The following is a 16,266-nucleotide window of genomic DNA, read 5'->3' as shown; positions in this document are numbered from 1 at the left end:
GTGAATCTATGAATAAAGAGCGTGTTATTTTGTTATCCGATTGTCAGAGCTTTTACGCCTCCGTGGAGAAGGCCTCTAATCCGCAATATAGCAACAAACCGCTTATTGTCGCCGGAGATCCGGCTAGACGAAGCGGGATTGTACTTGCCGCTTGTCCGTTAGCCAAATCTTTTGGCATTACTACCGCTGAGACTTTGAAGGAAGCACTCGCGAAATGCCCCGAAGTAATCGTCGTCAGACCACATATGCAGCAATATATCGATGTTTCCTCCCAAATCACGGACATTCTACGCAAATTCAGTGACCTCGTAGAACCTTATTCCATCGATGAGCAGTTTATTGATATCACCGGCAGCCTCAGCTTATTCGGAAGCCCAAGACAGATCGCTACGACCATTCAGGACTTAATCCGCAGAAATACAGGTGTGCGCGCACGTATCGGTATAGGTTATTCCAAGGTTACCGCCAAAATGGCTTGCGACCTGTGGGCCAAGAAGAACCCGGAGGGTCTATTTACCCTCACTCAGGAAGAGCTTCCAGATGTACTTTGGCCGCTGCCCATTAGTGAGTTGTTTATGGTAGGCCGCCGCATGTCCGCGCACTTCCAAAGCATGGGTCTCACAACGATAGGCCATTTGGCACAGATGCCGCTAAGCGAGCTGAAATGGCGCATGCGGGAGAAATTCCATAAAAAATGCGATATCGATGCCGAGCTATATTGGCGAATTGCCAATGGCATCGACGATAGCCCTGTAAGTCCCGCTACCTATGAAGTTGCACCCAAGAGCGTCGGGCACCAAATGACACTGCCACGGGATTACTATACACTGCAAGAGATCAAGACCATCATTCTGGAGCTCTCAGAGCTGGTGTGCAGGCGCAGCCGCAAACTGAAGGTGCATGGTGCAGTCGTGTCTGTTGGCTGCCAAGGCGCCAGCTTTGATGACCCCAGCGGCTTCTCGAGACAGACTACGATGAGCGATCCTACGAATGCAACCCAGCTGGTATACGAGGCCGCCCTCGCTCTTTTCAAACAGCATTGGGAAGGTCAGCCTGTGCGCCGAATTCATCTAAGCCTGTCCAATCTGTCTGACGAAAGCCAATATCAGCTAACCTTATTTGAGTCGCGCCCCCGCTACCGCGAGCTCGAACGGGCCACTGATGCGCTGAAGAATAAATACGGGGAATCGATCATCGGACGCGCCGCATCGTTCACAGATGCTGGACAACTTAAGGACAGATCCGGAAAGATTGGCGGGCACTATAAATAAACAGTGCATCTTTATACATTTTATTTCTGAAACTATATTAAAATATATCCCATATCGTTTATAATGCTATATTGAGGTTGTTATTTTATTTTCACACAATGAAGCGACAATCATAAGTATATACACATAGATATGTAACATTCCAGGGGAGGACCGGAGAAGTTGGAAAGCACGAGCAACACTAACACTACCTATTATGAAATCGTTGATCTCTGTCTTCTTGCTGGCAAGATCATGCTGCAAAACGGTGCAGAAACCTACAGAGTAGAAGATACAATGACACGTATGGCTGCTTCTCTCGGTTTTCCAGGGGCACACAGTTATGTGACGCCAACCGTTATTATGTTCACCACCAATAGAACGGAGCCCGTTAAGTTATATCGGATTGCCGAGCGGACAACAGATCTGCAGAAAGTCTCGGAGGTTAATGATATCTCGCGGCGTCTGAACGAGCGTCAGATTACAGCCGAGGAAGCTCGGACACGATTAGGAGAGGTCGATGATGCCGCACATGCGTATCCGGTATGGCTGCAAATCATAGCAGCGGCGCTTACCGGCGCTTGCTTCACCGTTATGTTTAAGGGCAGCTTGTGGGATGCTCTCCCCGCATTGCCGATTTCCGGGTTAGGTTTTGCTGCGGTTATCTACCTGCATCGTCTTGTGCAGACTAGATTTTTTGCAGAGTTCTCTGCTTCCTTCCTGATCGGACTTCTAGCCTTCTATTCTGTAAAGCTGGGCATAGGTCAAGAAATGGACAAAATCATCATCGGCTCCGTGATGCCTCTAGTACCCGGTCTACTCATTACTAATGCCGTTCGTGATCTGATGGCTGGTCATCTGGTCTCAGGCATATCCAAAGGAGCAGATGCCTTTCTAACTGCTTTTGCGATCGGTACAGGCATTGGGCTTGTACTATCACTATTTTAATTTTCCATGTGAAAGAGGTTAGCCCTTCATGATTTTGCAACTTATAACCAGTTTTATCGCCGCGGCAACCTTCTGTATTTTATTTAATGCGCCTAAGCGCGCTCTACTGCAGTGTGGTTTTGCTGGAATGGTAGGCTGGATGGTGTATGTAATCCTTGATGTAGAGTGTGGGCCTGTTGTTGCTACGTTTGCGGCTACTGTAGTGGTGGGCATCGTCAGCCAGCTGTTTGCCCGATCCTTCAAAATGCCGGTTATTATTTTTAGTGTTGGCGGTATTATCCCACTTGTTCCGGGTGGCCTTGCTTACGATGCTATGCGTAGATTTGTGGAAGAGAACTATAATCTGGCTGTAGAAATCGCTGTTCGGGCATTAATGCTCTCTGGCGCAATTGCGGCTGGACTGGTACTGAGTGAAGTTATCGGACAAATGTTCCGCCGTCGTGCAAGCAAAGCATAACCTTCTTACAACGTCATCTCATAGATTCAAAAAAAGAAATCGTCTCTTGGTATAATGAGGATCATCCATCCCTCTTCCAAGAAGCGATTTCTTTGTTTACTGTCCTATCTACACAAGTACTGCTACAGGTTCAACCTCCGAATAAATACTATTGATCCGGTTATTTTTAATCCAAGAAAGTCCTACGGTACCTTCACCCGCATGAACAGCCACGGCAGGAATGTATGTCATAATCTCCGTACGTAAATCAGGCGCCATTTCTTTGATGTCTTCTTCTAGCTTCAGCGCCATTTCTAAATTATTGGAATGCATGATGCACACATCGCTAACAAGTCCACAATCCTGTTTAAAGATATCTAACAGCGCCTGCTTTGTCTTCTTCATCGTGCGGATTTTTTCCACAACAATGACCTTCCCCTCGTCAAAACGCAGCAGCAAATTTATCCGCAATAATTGACTAAGCACTACCTGTGTGCCAGAAACACGCCCACTGCGGTGAAGCTGGGACAAGCTTGCAGGAATTAAGTAGAAGGACATATTTTGAATGATATTCTCTATCTTTTCTTTAATCTCTAGGCCAGTAAAGCCCATCTTGTGCCAATGAATACCTCGCGTGATCATTTCCCGAATCGGATAAGCGCCAACCTTGGAATCAATTCCAATAACATTAGCTTCCGCTATTTCAGCACCTTGCATGGAAGCATTGTATGTTCCGCTAAGCCCTGTCGAAAGATGCACCGCGATAATCTCATCATATTCTTCCTTCAACCGTTCGTATAACTCGATAAACTCACCGATTGGCGGCTGTGAGCTGCCTACTTGATCATGCTGACGCATTTTCTCATAGAACTCATCGATCGTAATATCTATATTTTCTTTATAACACTCGTTGTTAATAATCAGACGTAAAGGAACAATATACACATGGTTGTTCTTGGCGAATTCAGGATCGATTGTACATGTACTGTCGGTTACCCAGGCAATTGATTTCATGGTCACTTGTCACTTCTCTCTTTCATGAAAGGAATAGTAGAATGTTTGAAGAGACAAGGGCCACTAAACCTTCTCGGCCAATGAATCACTCTCTCATCCTGTACAATCAACATACGAATAGATCAGCGGTTTAGGAAGTCCTCGTGCGTATTCGTAAATTATACAAGATAACGAGCGATAAGATAGGCAAAACAGGCCGATAATGCAAATTTTATTCAACTTTTTTCAACTTTATTCGACATTATTTCACATTATGTATGACGAATATACCTATCCTAATAGAGCCAGTTCATGTTATGTAAAAGCCTAACCACAGCAAAAATATCCCCGTCCCCACCCTCACCTTTCTTACATAAATCAGCGCTTGGTAGTTACATTAATAGGTACTCTTTACAGTTGTTACAGTACGGGGCTAAGTTATGATTGGTCAGATATGGCCCGGCATCTGTCAATTTGTCCAACTTTCCCTGTTGGCGGGTTGCACTCGCCTTTATGAAGATCAGTTACCTTCTGCTGTGATAAAGCTTATTACGGTGTGATTAAGGCTACCGTCCAGTTTTTCTCCTGAATTTTAAAATCCAACTCCCGATATGACTTAGACAGTTCATCAATCCGCTTCTGAATCTGAGCGACATCCACCGTTCTCTGGAAACGAACCTCAGAGCGGCTATACCGATCCTGAGTGATCGAAGCTTGCTCAAGCAAATCGCTAAACAGCTTCCGCAGCTGAAGCATTTTATCCCGTTCGGCTAGGGCGTCGGCAATACTCCAATTCTCATTGAAGGCAACAGATGAATTCGTTCGATTAATCGCTCGAATCAAAATCGTCTGCTCGTTAACAGCTATTTCTAGCTCATGCAAAAGAGCCTCCGGCTGCTCTGCCGGATCTTCCCCCTCCTGCACCTTAACGACCCGATCGAGCCGCTGCTTTAGCTGCGCGATTTTACGGGTAAGATCACTTCGGTTCACTAATGCTTCCGCAAGTTTCATCTTTAAGTTCCCCCTAAGATTTTCTGATAGCTGGCGATATCCAGTCTTCGACCAAATTTACAGCCAATCTCCTTGAAGTAGGCACATTGTTCATATCCATTCTTTGAGAAAAGCTGGCGACTGCGTTCATTCTCTGCGCAAACGGTAGCTACTAACACATGGAAATCCAGTTCGGCAGCTCTCTTTTCAATAAAGCATAAGGCATGCTGTCCTATTCTTTTACCCACACAAGCAGGTTTCAAATACACACTGATCTCCCCAGAGCTATCATAAGCCGGCTTACTCTTATGTCTAGCAATCAGAACATAGCCCTGAATAACATTATCCCAGGATAAAATAACGTATGATTTGAACCGCGGATCATCATTCATCACTGATTGCCGCATTTCGTCCAAACTTAAAGGCTCGGTATGAAAAGAAACCGTAGTGTTCAGCACGTAATAGTTATAAATATCGAGTACATCCGACAGATGCTCTTCGCGAATTTCAGTGAATAACAAGCTTTCTCCCATTACTTTGTTCAACACAGCTAATCCTCCCAAATGGATGTTTCCAAATGATCGACGAACTTGCGTAATTTACCGGCTAGCTTGCGGTTAATAGTTCCATCCTGGTACATTTGCTGCACCTTATCCCGTTGCTCCTGAATAGCTTTCAGTTTCAATTCAAGCTTTTGATCATCAACGAGACCATCCTTTGTCCAGCCTTGACCCTGCTCGAAGCGTGAGATTAGTTGCTCATAACTGCATGCAACCTTCTCTACTGCTTTTCGGTTGTTCTCATTCATACTTGCATTAACAGCAGCTATTGCTGCGCGGGACATAGAAACCTTAGCTTTTCTTGCACATTCAGCCTGTTGCAGCATTTGTTGGCTAGCTTCCCGTTCGTTTTGTCCTGAGAACATCCCCGCAAATAGCCTTCTAATCTCTGTAAGGGATAATCTAATTTGAGAGTTGAGACTTCTGGCTAAGAAAACTTCACTATGATCCAAGAATTCTTCCATTTTCTGAGCCACTGAGGCAGGAATCTCATTGTTAGTAAGCAATCGGGTCAGCTCTTTGCGTTCAGCATGCAAGCCCACTATCCTTGCTTCAACCCCAAGCCGACGGAGTTCCTCAAATGCCGGATCGTTTGCTTGATCCTCGCGGTTCAGACTATAAACCTTTTCTCTGAATTCACTCAAAGCTGGCTGTGCGGAATCCTTGCTCTCCTCCGTCATCATACTTTGAAGCAGCGTTATCCCGGCAGCAACGACCTTAGATTTGGCCGCCTGTTCAACCTCAGTGTCCCCTGGTTCGGCAACCGGCTCTTCTTTACCTGCGAGAATTGGTAAAAAGATACTAGCGATCAGCAGCGACATCAGAATCACACCCGCAGCGATAAAGATAATTAGATCACGTTCAGGAAAAGGTGAGCCATCTCCTAACACAAAAGGAATCGAAAAGGCACCGGCTAAAGTAACCGCGCCTCGCACTCCTGAAATAGTCAGGATTAGCATGGACTTAATAGACGATTTTTCCATTTTTTGCAGGCCGGCGCCAGCCAGGGAAAATACATATACCCATATAAAACGCAGCACAAAAAGCAGTAACGTTATCGCTAATACATAACCAATCACCATAAGATTGTCCACTGCTGTATCCCGGTAGATCACTTCAATAACATCTGGAATCGACAATCCGAGAATAAGGAAGACCAAGCCATTCAAGATGTAGAGCAGCACAGACCATGTGCTGGCGGATACCAGCTGTAGCTTATACTGTGGCGAAACTGCACGATCCTTCTCGACCGCATGAATTATCCCTGCTGCAACCACAGCTAAAATGCCGGATACCCCTATTTCTTCACTAATCAGATACACAATGAAAGGAGTCAGGATTTGCAGCAGCACATGTACTGTGATGTCCTCCATCCCCAGTCTGCGGATAAATACACTGAACCGAATCAGGAGGAACGCGAGTATTGCTCCGACAATTAGCCCACCTAAAGCGATAATCACAAAGCTAATGGAGGCTTTCGGCAAAGAAAATATGCCTGTAACAGCTGCTGCAATAGCGAAGTTAAACGCAACAAGGCCAGAGGCATCATTCATCAATGATTCGCCCTCTAGAATACGATGAATACTCTTGGGAAGATGTACTCTCCCAGCGATTGCGCTTACCGCCACAGCATCTGTCGGCGATAAAATCGCTGCCAGCGCAAAAGCAGCTGCGAGTGGAATGGTGGGGATCATCCAGTTAATGGAATATCCAGCGATAAGCACTGTAGCAAATACCAAGCCTAGTGCCAGCATTAAGATTGGAGCCCGCAGGTTCCATAACTCATTTCTTGGTGTTCGCTTTCCGTCATTGAACAAAAGCGGAGCAATAAATAACACGAAAAACAACTCTGGCTCCAGTGACATATGTATTCCCAAAGGCAATAGTACGACCACTACACCCAAGCCAATTTGTATTAAGGGTATCGGCACGAAGGGAATGAATCGGTTTATGATGTTGGATATTGCGATAAGCCCAAGTAGGACGAGTACAACTAGAAATGTCTCCAAACCACATCAACTCCCTTTTTTATATTTGATTATTATATCGCAAAGCTTTAGGCAAGGGCAAAATCTAGCAAAAGATTCTTAACATTAAAATCCCCTACAAATTCCACAAAAATTCCATCAGATACATATTGACATAAATATTTATTTGTGTTATAATTAAATATTTATCTATTGTTTTTATTTTCAGTTTTGAGTAATATATGCATTAGCCTCACGGCGTCGCTCTTATTATCAATCACGGAGGGATATAATGTACATTGCTCAAGGAATAGAAATGCTCGAGATTACAGCGCAGGTTATGGGTGGAAAAGACACGATTTACCCCACGCTACTCTGGGATGAACATGCCGCCGTACTCGTCGATACCGGATTCCCGGGTCTACTCTCTACTTTCAAAGAGGCTCTAAAAGAAGCGAATGTGCCTTGGGAGAAGCTCCGTACCCTTATTATCACGCATCAGGATTTAGACCATATCGGTTGCCTCCCTGCCCTATTGGCTGATGAAGATCTAGAGCTTACTGTTCTGGCTCATGAAATTGAGCAGCCCTATATTCAAGGAGAGCGAATGCTCCTTAAGCACACTCCTGAAGCTTTAGCGGCGGCAGCGGCTATGATCCCAGCTCATGTACCTGAGGAGTGGCGGCGTGCCTTCCTCTCTGTATTAGCCCATCCTCCTAAAGGAAAAGTGGATCAAACGCTTGTGGATGGAGAAAAGTTACCTTTTGCCGGTGGAATTACGGTGATCCATACCCCTGGCCATAGCCCAGGGCACCTCAGTCTTTACCATCATGATAGCCGTACACTTATTGCCGCCGATGCCTTGACCGTTCAGGATGGCGAGCTACAGGGTCCCACTCCTTCCGCCACACCTGACATGGAGCTGGCTTTGGCCTCTCTGAACAAGTTCTCTAAGTATGAGATCGATACGGTCATTTGTTATCATGGCGGACTCTACCGCGGAGATGCAAACAGACGCATTGCTGAACTAGCAGAAGGAAAAGGAAAGCTGTAATGATACAAAAGAAGACAGAGCCTGAAATCCGGTTCTGCCTTCTCTTGTTATATATAATCGTTATTCTTCATTATCACTTAAGACTCTGAACCCACCGTAAACCGTTCACGAATATGCTGCGGCTGTTCGATTTCATCGACAATAGCAACGGCATAATCTTCGTAGCTGACATAACTCTCGCCTTTGGAGTTCACCAGAAGATTATCCTTACCTTTTACATAAGAACCCGTTCTTGTGCCGATGGCAAAATCAGCAGATGGGCTAACAAAGGTCCAAGAGAGTGCATCTGTTCCTTGCAGAATCTCCAGATTCTTGGCTTGATTCGTCGCTGTTGGCTTAATAAAGTCAGGAAAGTCATTCGTATCCACTACTTTAAGCGTTTTGGCTTCATCTACATAAAGACTTCCTGCACCCCCAACTACAATCAATCTTGTATCGGGCGAAGCCTTCAACGCTTCAATAAGCACATTCCCGGCATCCACATGCAGATGTTCTTGTCCAAACGGCGCACCAAAAGCATTCACAACCACATCGAACCCCTGCAAATCTTCAGCGGTAAGTGCAAATACATCCTTTTCAATGACATTCGCTTTACTATTTGTTACTTTAGATGCATCCCGCACAATCGCTGTAACTTCATGACCTCTATCCAACGCTTCCTGCGTAATTCGGCTTCCAGCTTTTCCACTTGCTCCAACAACTGCGATTTTCATATGATTGTCCTCCTGAGTTTACGATGTTTTCGCTTTAATATTTATATCAAGGAGCTCCTGAACGATGGTTCTATCGATATCGAGATCAAATTTTCTCCCCCAAAAGCATTCCGTGCCCCGTTGAGTGATCCGATCATAGTCTTCTATCGTTAGCGTTCTAGGATAATCCGGTCCTGTTTCCCAATCTGTATACCGCTTAATTTCATTCAGCACATGCATCTTATAAACACTATTCAAAATTATCGTATGGAAAAAAATTTCGTCTCCACATAAAGTGTTCCTAAAAAATCTGACGTATTCCGGAGAGCTTTTTGTAAAATCCAAGATGTACTCCATACATCCACCTGTAATAGACATCCAGTTTGAGCCTTTATATAAACCGTTCGGCAGAGCGCTTAATCTTCTTTGCAGAAACGGAACGCTCATAATTAGTTTAATGTACCTCATTCGGATCGCTGTCATACGCCGGGTCCTTGAGATGAGGAATCTAGGATAATAAACTGAGACCCGCTCGTAACATCCCCAAGTTTCCGCAGCATTAGGCAGCTGCAAATACTTCACAAATTCCTTACCTTCATTCACCTTAAAGAAATCTAGAATCACTTCATTTGAAGCCAGAGGCAGATCCTGACCGCTTAGGATGTGGATATAATTGAAATCCCCATGTTCTTTGATCAGCGAAAAGCACTTCAAAATGCATTCAATCTGGCTGTAATGCCCCCACTGCACATCAATAGGCTTTTCCACAAAATGAATATCGTTACGATGAATAATATCAGCTTCAATATTACTTTTCTGATCGACATGCAGGAAAAACTCTACGGACTCGTTAGTTAAACTATCAATTAGCAAATTGATCTGCTCCGGATTCTTATGACAAAGAATGATATACGCCATTTTGAATGCTTCCAACAAACTTCACCCTTCCGCCCATCTATTTCCAATATTATAAAATAAATGGACGAAAATGGATATATAATTATCTCTCTAAAACAAGTCTGATTCCAATGTTCCAAGGATCTTGGAATGTAGGATTTCCATTCACTTCTGTAACTGCGTAACCAGCCTGCCGAACTCGCTCCACCACAGCGTTGCGTTCCTCTTCATTCGTAAGAATTAAGGTAAAATAATCAATCCCCACAGTATCAGCTGGAGCCGCAGGTGCGCCCTGTCCGGCCCAAACATTCAGCCCGATATGGTGATGATAGCCACCAGCAGAGATAAACATAGCAGCACTTCCATAATTAGCTGTTAGTTCAAAACCAAGCAAATCGACGTAGAAGGCTTTCGCCTTATTTAAATTCCCCACATGAAAGTGTACATGCCCAATCACTGTTCCCGCTGGCAGCCCGTTCCATGATAAACCTTCAGAAGCTGCCAATAGTCCATCTACATCCACTGGATCAGTGGACATCATTACATGCCCTTCCGCATCATATTTCCATTCACTCTTAGGACGATCTCGATAGATTTCAATCCCATTATTATCTGGATCCTGAATATACAACGCTTCACTGACCAGATGATCCCCCTGCCCCACTTCAATCCCCGAAGAGATCAAATTGCGCACAACCAATCCAAGGCTAGGACGATCTGGAACAAGGATAGCGAAATGATACAACCCAGCCACAGAATTAGGGCGGATCACCCGCGCATTTTCAATCTCCCGCAAGATTAATAACACATTCTGACCGTCAGCGGTCATTTCCACTTCGCGGCCAGTCTGCCGCAAAACGCTTAATCCCACAACATTCTGATAAAAGGTGAGCGAACGCTCCAAATTGCTTACTCTAATCTGCACCAGACCGATCTGAGTGTCTGGTTGAAGTATTGTTTTAGTCGTCATTATAAATTCCTCCTAATCACGCTGTAACTATTTCAGTTACAAATTAACTATCTTTAGTATAGTTACCTTCTATATGTTTGTCAATTACCTATAAAAAAATCATGTCGACTGGTTCACAGCCAAACATGATTCACAAAATAATATTATAAGTAATTCAAAAAAAGGTTTCCGGGTATTTCAACTCTCCCTTAATCCTCTGCAGTACGCCTTCCTTCAGCTCACAGACCATAAAGACATTCTCCGGTACCGCGAATTGTTTCAACTCCAGCCCATGTAGCCCTGCGGGTTGAAATCTGAATCTTGGGTAATATTCGGGATGCCCGATCAAAAAGACAAGCTCATATCCGAGCGTTCTACATCTTTTTACCCCTTCTTGGATCAGCGCCTTGCCGATTCCTTGCTTCTGAACGAATGTTTTCGACCAACTGCGCTTCATCTTCCCGATCACCAAAAGCCTCAACATTCACTTGAAATACTCCATTATAGTCTGCCACAGTTTCTGTTCTAATCCTCATTTTTGTTGCTCCATTCCAGAAAATATTCGGATACACTGGATTCCAGAAGGCCGATCAAATCTTCATCCATATACTTATAGTCATCAGCTATGTTCAGGCAAATTATTTTTTTGCCCATTACACAGTCTCTAAATTTATCTTGAATTCTTCGAACATGTTTCTTCTCCATCACAAAAATCACATCCGCCCAACCCAAATGCCCTTCAGAAATTTTAATTCTGGCATGATCTTCAGTCCCTGCAGATCTCACTTCATGGCCATCAATTCCTTGAAAAATCTTCTCCGCAGTTAGACTCCGCCAGCGATTCTGGCTGCAGACAAACAGGAGTTTAATAAGTGCACCTTCCTTATCCGATTGTTAAAAAGATATTTATTGTCTCGACTGCTTCGTGTATTCAATCAACCAACAATCTCTTAGTTCTCCTTCATGTTGTTCGTGCTGTTCAAGGTATTTCTTCTTCACAAAGCCAATCTTCTCGTATACTCTAAGGGCTCTTTCATTCCAGGCTTGCGGGTCCATGACAATTTTATCCGCCTGTTTTGCTTCGACTAGATAATTGACTGTTTCTTTAATAAGTCGCGAACCAATTCCTTGATTCCATAAATCAGGCTCGCCAATAAACTGGTCCATCCCAAAGATTTGACCTTCGAATCCCACGTAGCCGTACACCTCTAATTCTTCATCATCTATAAGATAGAACTGGAGATAACCTATATCCCGCTCCTTGTATTGCACAATACACCGCGTAACTTCGGCTTGCTCGTCGTAAAAATGCTCCTTCACCAGCTCCAAATCATGCGGGCGATCACGACCTTCATAGAACTCCAGTACAACGGGGTCTGAGAGCCATTTTACAAGTAATGCGGCATCGTTTAGCTCAAGTGTTCTCAGTCTGATCTCTTGCTTTTCAAAAATAATCATAACGCACCATACAATTCATGAAGTGGTCTGTAGCTCGGATGTTCTTCTATTTCCGTTACGACAACACCTTGCTCGGAGTCAATCACACGGTAGGCCTTAGCTTCTTCTCTGGTCGACATCACTTTATATTCCTTATCTTTATAGATGATTGCACAATTGTTATCCACCGCGATTCCAGGCAAACCTCCACCTTTAACCATGCGTGTAAAATCTTCAACCCGAATATCCTCATTATAATGCGGACAATGAATGCCCGGCAGAATCCCCATGGCTTCAAGCTTGATATACTGCCATTCCCCCTGGTCGTCGAACGCTTCAGAGTCACTATGCCCATATTCAAACCAACAGATGGAACCTGCGCTAAGCCCGGCCAATACAGTTCCAGAGGAATAAGCTTCTTTCAAAAGCGTATCTACCCCTGTATTTTTCCAAATCTCCAGCATCTTTCGGGTATTGCCTCCACCCACATAAATCAAATCAGCAGCTGTAATTAAATCTGTAATCTCATCATGAGTGTAGGTTTGGCTCACAAGCAATAAGTGACTTGTTTCACATCCAAGAATATCGCCATATACTTTGCTAAAAGTATCACAATATCCCGGCGCATCACTACTGGCTGTTGGAATAAATAACGCCTTCGGCTTAGCCTTTTGAGTTAGCTGCACAACTTTACGATCAATTTCCAGCGTTTCAAGCTCGATTAACTCTCCCCCGCCAATCACTACGATAGTGCCCATGATTTCCCCTTCTTTCACTAGGATTACATCCTATTGCTCACTCTTGGCTTACCGATGCTTGCAAAATATTCCTCTGCCAAAATGCTGTAGATCTCCAGATCCACCAGACCTTTACCTGACCATACATGCGCCTGCCTTAACGTGCCTTCTTTCGTAAAGCCATTTTTCAAAAGCACCCGCTTCGATCGTTCATTAAAGGGCATAACCTCAGCTTGAATTCGATTGACTTCTGCAGTCTCAAATAAATATTTCACCACTAACTGAATGGCCTGAGCTGCAATCCCTTTTCCCCAATAAGGTTCCGCCAAAAAGTAACCGATCGTCACCATATCCACCTTTTGATTAAAATCCATAACTTCGATGATACCTAGCAGTATGTAAGGGTTATTTTTGAGGAAAATCCCCCATTTCACTCTTACCCCTTTGGTAAAATCACGTTCGAAATGACCGATCATATTCTTGACTGTATCTTTATTATGTTTCGGAATAATTCCACAGTACTCAAATACTTGATCATTGCTATATATCCCAAATACCTCATTAAGGTTGCTGACTTCAATCTTTTTCAGTAATAATTGCTCGGATTCCAAAGTAGGGAATTGCTCAAATACGTGACTAAGCTTCAATTTGTTCCCTCCATTACTTTTTGATGGCTTGGATTAAGGTTGCAGTTTGATTTTTCGTTTCCTTTATTATCCTTTCCTTTATTATCCCCGGACACTTCCCCTGTACTGCGCGGTTCTAAGCTCACGAATATAAGGCTCTGCAGCTGGCATATCTGCCTCAACGGCCTGTTGAACAGCTAACTCGATGTCATAAGGCACTCTTACAAATTGCATATTCAAAGGAGCTGCTAACACTCCCATGTATTCTCCCTCCATAATCACATAAGATGCCTGGGTTAGATCAAGCGGATTCCCCACACTGCCTACGTTAAATAAGGTCTTACCTTCTAGATGTTGAATAAAAGCATTATGAATATCCCCGTAACCTACGATATCCGCTTGTCGTTTCTCCTGGCAGAGATCAGAATAATCAAACAAAGATAATCGCTTTTCATAATCATCCCAAGGTTGAACACGTTCATACAGGCTTCGTGGCGAAGCATGAAATAACCGTACAAATTTACCACTCATCATAAACTCAATCGAAAACGGCAACGTGCTTAAATAAGCTAGGCGCTCTTGACCTAACAACCCGCGGCACCACCGAGCCATCTCAAAATCAACATCCTGATTCATTAAATCATCCCAGTTCCCCATAACACTGATTTCACAATTCTTTTTTATGATATCAACGGCTAGGTCTGAGTTCGGTCCTTTTCCAACAATATCGCCTAAACAAAAGACTCTGCTGATTCCCCGCTGCTGGATGTCATCTAAAACGGCCGTAAGGGCCGGTATATTTCCATGAATGTCTGAGATTATTGCAATTTGCTCCACTGTAGAACCTCCGTATATATTGATCTTTAAAAAAGTTACTTATCCTAAACTAATTGTAATTGTACTGCATCAGCAGCTGTTGCTGCTCATTTAGCGGCCGCTGCTCGTTTATAGGGCATTTTTGCCTTTCTTTTCGCTCATCCATCGACTGTTGCTCGTATATAGGGCATTTTTGCCTTTCTTTTCACACTTTCAGCGACTATTGCTCGTTTATAGGGCATTTTTGCCTTTCTTTTCACACTTTCAGCGACTATTGCTCGTTTATAGGGCATTTTTGCTTCTCTTTTTGCTTCTTTGGATGATTTCAGCCAAATCTGAGGCATTTATACCGTATATTCCACCATTCCAGCTACTTCAGCACATTTCAACGGTATTTATACCGTAAATTTCACCATTTTAGCCACTTCAGCACATTTCAAAGGTATTTATACCGTACATTCCACCATTCCAGCTACTTCAGCACATTTCAACGGCGTTTATACCATACATTTCACCATTTCAGCTACTTCAGCCCGTTTCAACGGCATTTATACCTTACATTTCACCATTCCAGCCACTTTAGTACATTTCAACCGCATTTTATACCGTACATTCCACCATTCCAGCTACTTCGTTCTAGTCACACTTAATCTTTTGTAAACTTTATGGATTGTAAAATATCCTCTATCCTCTTCATATCTTCTTTATGTACTTCATCCACACTATAAGGGAACTGCACCATAAATGACATTTCCGGTTCCTCAATAACGTAATAGATAGCTTTTCCTTTACTCCCTTCCTCTTCGAATACTTCAGTTTCGTACTTTACGGACTCTAACCCGCCTAAACTAGCTTTACTTTTTGTCAGCTCCGCCCCGTTGTTGTAATTCGTTTGGGCATCCTCGAGCCATTTGTTGACAAGCTCCATGTCCTTAGGCTTAAATCCAAAGAGCATTACTCCCGGACCTTTAAGTCCCTCAGCAGGTTTATAATCAGTCGTAGAGACTATCAACCATAATGGCGCTCCATACTTCTCAGTTACAACCCAATCATCCGGATAGTTAAAGGTGATTCCAAAATTAGTATCCTCGTATTTAGTGGTATCCTTTGATTCATTACATCCGGTAATCATTACTATAATTAGTAGTATAGGCAGTAATTTCTTTAACATTCTTTAGCTCTCCCTCAATGTATGTATGTATATTATCTTTAATCCGGCTTATAAATACAGATTCTATATTCTCTCTTACTTCCCTTCTTTGACCATAAACCTAATTAAGCCAAAAAAGACCAGAATCACGTTTTCACATGTTCTGGCCTTACTTCTAAGCTGTGATATGGAGGAATCATAGTTCTGGCATTTCATTCACAATCTGTTCCAATGTAACCTCCTGGAGAACATTCTCCATTGCTTTTTGGGCGAGTGAGAACACAGGTACAATTGCACTGGCTATATTCTTGCCAACAGGACAATCTGGATTAGGATGCTCATGTACAGAAAACAACGAGTCCTCTTCCACCGCATTAACTGCCTTATAAATCTGCAGCAGCGTAATCTCGGATGCGCTACGTGTAAGCGAGGCGCCTGCGACTCCGGGGCGGGCATTCACCAGTCCTGCTTTTTGCAGCATACTCGTAAGCCGACGGATAACTACAGGGTTTGTGTTTACGCTACCAGCTATCCACTCCGACGTGCTTTTGCCTTCTTTATTGCTGTCAATCAACGTTAATATATGAATGGCTACCGCAAATCGGGTGCTAATATTCATGGAAATCTCTCCTTCTGCCTTGCTGCAAAACATCCTTCAGATGCAACTATAATAGTTACATTTTATGCATTTGTCAAACTTTTGAGGATATGAACAACTTATAATCTATCAATATTCTCCATATAGATAGGTTGGTGCATTTTAA

At 43.6% G+C, this 16,266-nt stretch carries 19 protein-coding genes; 4 read left to right on the top strand and 15 right to left on the bottom strand.

The genetic code is table 11. The features are described 5' to 3' along the window. Positions 1 to 8: 8 nt before the first annotated feature. The 3 genes from NST25_RS11765 to NST25_RS11755 all read left to right on the top strand — a co-directional run bounded on the left by NST25_RS11765 (position 9) and on the right by NST25_RS11755 (position 2,655). Positions 9 to 1,271 (top strand): DNA polymerase IV, encoded by a 1,263-nt coding sequence (locus tag NST25_RS11765; protein ID WP_076189810.1) that lies wholly within the window; start codon positions 9 to 11, stop codon positions 1,269 to 1,271. Positions 1,272 to 1,433: 162 nt separating this feature from the next. Beyond that, positions 1,434 to 2,198, top strand: coding sequence for a threonine/serine exporter family protein (locus NST25_RS11760; protein WP_076129956.1), 765 nt, complete (start codon positions 1,434 to 1,436; stop codon positions 2,196 to 2,198). A 28-nt stretch (positions 2,199 to 2,226) separates the two neighbouring features. Continuing rightward, positions 2,227 to 2,655, top strand: coding sequence for a threonine/serine exporter family protein (locus NST25_RS11755; protein ID WP_036685970.1), 429 nt, complete (start codon positions 2,227 to 2,229; stop codon positions 2,653 to 2,655). A gap of 108 nt (positions 2,656 to 2,763) precedes the next feature. Here NST25_RS11755 and NST25_RS11750 read toward each other — a convergent pair whose 3' ends face one another. From NST25_RS11750 to NST25_RS11735, 4 genes are all read right to left on the bottom strand, one after another. Beyond that, entirely contained in the window at positions 2,764 to 3,648 is an 885-nt protein-coding gene (locus NST25_RS11750; protein WP_076189809.1) for a DegV family protein, read from the bottom strand. 528 nt (positions 3,649 to 4,176) lie between these two features. After that, positions 4,177 to 4,638, bottom strand: a complete 462-nt coding sequence (locus NST25_RS11745; RefSeq protein WP_076129955.1) for a DIP1984 family protein — start codon at positions 4,636 to 4,638, stop codon at positions 4,177 to 4,179. A gap of 2 nt (positions 4,639 to 4,640) precedes the next feature. Further along, positions 4,641 to 5,165 carry a GNAT family N-acetyltransferase gene (locus NST25_RS11740; protein WP_254857016.1) on the bottom strand — a complete coding sequence of 175 codons (525 nt, stop codon included), beginning with the start codon at positions 5,163 to 5,165 and terminating at the stop codon, positions 4,641 to 4,643. Positions 5,166 to 5,167: 2 nt separating this feature from the next. After that, positions 5,168 to 7,186 (bottom strand): Na+/H+ antiporter, encoded by a 2,019-nt coding sequence (locus tag NST25_RS11735; RefSeq protein ID WP_076129954.1) that lies wholly within the window; start codon positions 7,184 to 7,186, stop codon positions 5,168 to 5,170. 250 nt (positions 7,187 to 7,436) lie between these two features. Between NST25_RS11735 and NST25_RS11730 the strand changes: the two genes are divergently transcribed. Then, the gene (locus tag NST25_RS11730; RefSeq protein WP_076279839.1) at positions 7,437 to 8,198 is read left to right on the top strand and encodes an MBL fold metallo-hydrolase; all 762 of its coding nucleotides are present in this window, start codon (positions 7,437 to 7,439) and stop codon (positions 8,196 to 8,198) included. Between the two features lie 77 nt (positions 8,199 to 8,275). Here the strand turns inward: NST25_RS11730 and NST25_RS11725 are convergent, their stop codons facing one another. The 11 genes from NST25_RS11725 to NST25_RS11675 form a co-directional block, all read right to left on the bottom strand. Further along, positions 8,276 to 8,911, bottom strand: a complete 636-nt coding sequence (locus NST25_RS11725) for an NAD(P)-dependent oxidoreductase (RefSeq protein WP_076183276.1) — start codon at positions 8,909 to 8,911, stop codon at positions 8,276 to 8,278. Positions 8,912 to 8,929: 18 nt separating this feature from the next. Then, positions 8,930 to 9,823, bottom strand: coding sequence for a beta-1,6-N-acetylglucosaminyltransferase (locus tag NST25_RS11720; RefSeq protein ID WP_143762697.1), 894 nt, complete (start codon positions 9,821 to 9,823; stop codon positions 8,930 to 8,932). A 67-nt stretch (positions 9,824 to 9,890) separates the two neighbouring features. Beyond that, complete coding sequence (locus NST25_RS11715) at positions 9,891 to 10,757, bottom strand: VOC family protein (RefSeq protein ID WP_076202411.1); 867 nt, start codon at positions 10,755 to 10,757, stop codon at positions 9,891 to 9,893. Between the two features lie 154 nt (positions 10,758 to 10,911). Then, entirely contained in the window at positions 10,912 to 11,193 is a 282-nt protein-coding gene (locus NST25_RS11710) for an N-acetyltransferase (RefSeq protein WP_339190619.1), read from the bottom strand. A gap of 68 nt (positions 11,194 to 11,261) precedes the next feature. Then, positions 11,262 to 11,606, bottom strand: coding sequence for a protein tyrosine phosphatase (locus tag NST25_RS11705; RefSeq protein WP_339191179.1), 345 nt, complete (start codon positions 11,604 to 11,606; stop codon positions 11,262 to 11,264). A gap of 36 nt (positions 11,607 to 11,642) precedes the next feature. Continuing rightward, complete coding sequence (locus NST25_RS11700; RefSeq protein WP_076183268.1) at positions 11,643 to 12,194, bottom strand: GNAT family N-acetyltransferase; 552 nt, start codon at positions 12,192 to 12,194, stop codon at positions 11,643 to 11,645. Beyond that, positions 12,191 to 12,949 carry a peptidase E gene (locus tag NST25_RS11695; RefSeq protein WP_081387708.1) on the bottom strand — a complete coding sequence of 253 codons (759 nt, stop codon included), beginning with the start codon at positions 12,947 to 12,949 and terminating at the stop codon, positions 12,191 to 12,193. Before NST25_RS11695 ends, NST25_RS11700 begins: the two co-directional genes overlap by 4 nt. A 5-nt stretch (positions 12,950 to 12,954) precedes the next feature. Beyond that, positions 12,955 to 13,557, bottom strand: a complete 603-nt coding sequence (locus NST25_RS11690) for a GNAT family protein (protein ID WP_051491425.1) — start codon at positions 13,555 to 13,557, stop codon at positions 12,955 to 12,957. An 81-nt stretch (positions 13,558 to 13,638) separates the two neighbouring features. After that, on the bottom strand, positions 13,639 to 14,373 hold the full coding sequence (locus NST25_RS11685) for a metallophosphoesterase family protein (RefSeq protein WP_339190618.1): 735 nt from the start codon (positions 14,371 to 14,373) through the stop codon (positions 13,639 to 13,641). A 625-nt stretch (positions 14,374 to 14,998) separates the two neighbouring features. Then, entirely contained in the window at positions 14,999 to 15,523 is a 525-nt protein-coding gene (locus NST25_RS11680; RefSeq protein ID WP_339190614.1) for a hypothetical protein, read from the bottom strand. Positions 15,524 to 15,698: 175 nt separating this feature from the next. Continuing rightward, a complete protein-coding gene (locus NST25_RS11675) occupies positions 15,699 to 16,121 on the bottom strand; it encodes an Rrf2 family transcriptional regulator (RefSeq protein WP_076100677.1) in 423 nt (140 codons plus the stop codon). Between the last annotated feature and the right edge of the window lie 145 nt (positions 16,122 to 16,266).

Origin of the sequence: Paenibacillus sp. FSL E2-0190 (assembly GCF_037992965.1) — a bacterium.
Taxonomy (GTDB): Bacteria; Bacillota; Bacilli; order Paenibacillales; family Paenibacillaceae; genus Paenibacillus_AQ; species Paenibacillus_AQ odorifer.
Note: the sequence above shows the minus strand (reverse complement) of the source record. Positions and strands in the feature narration are given on the sequence as shown.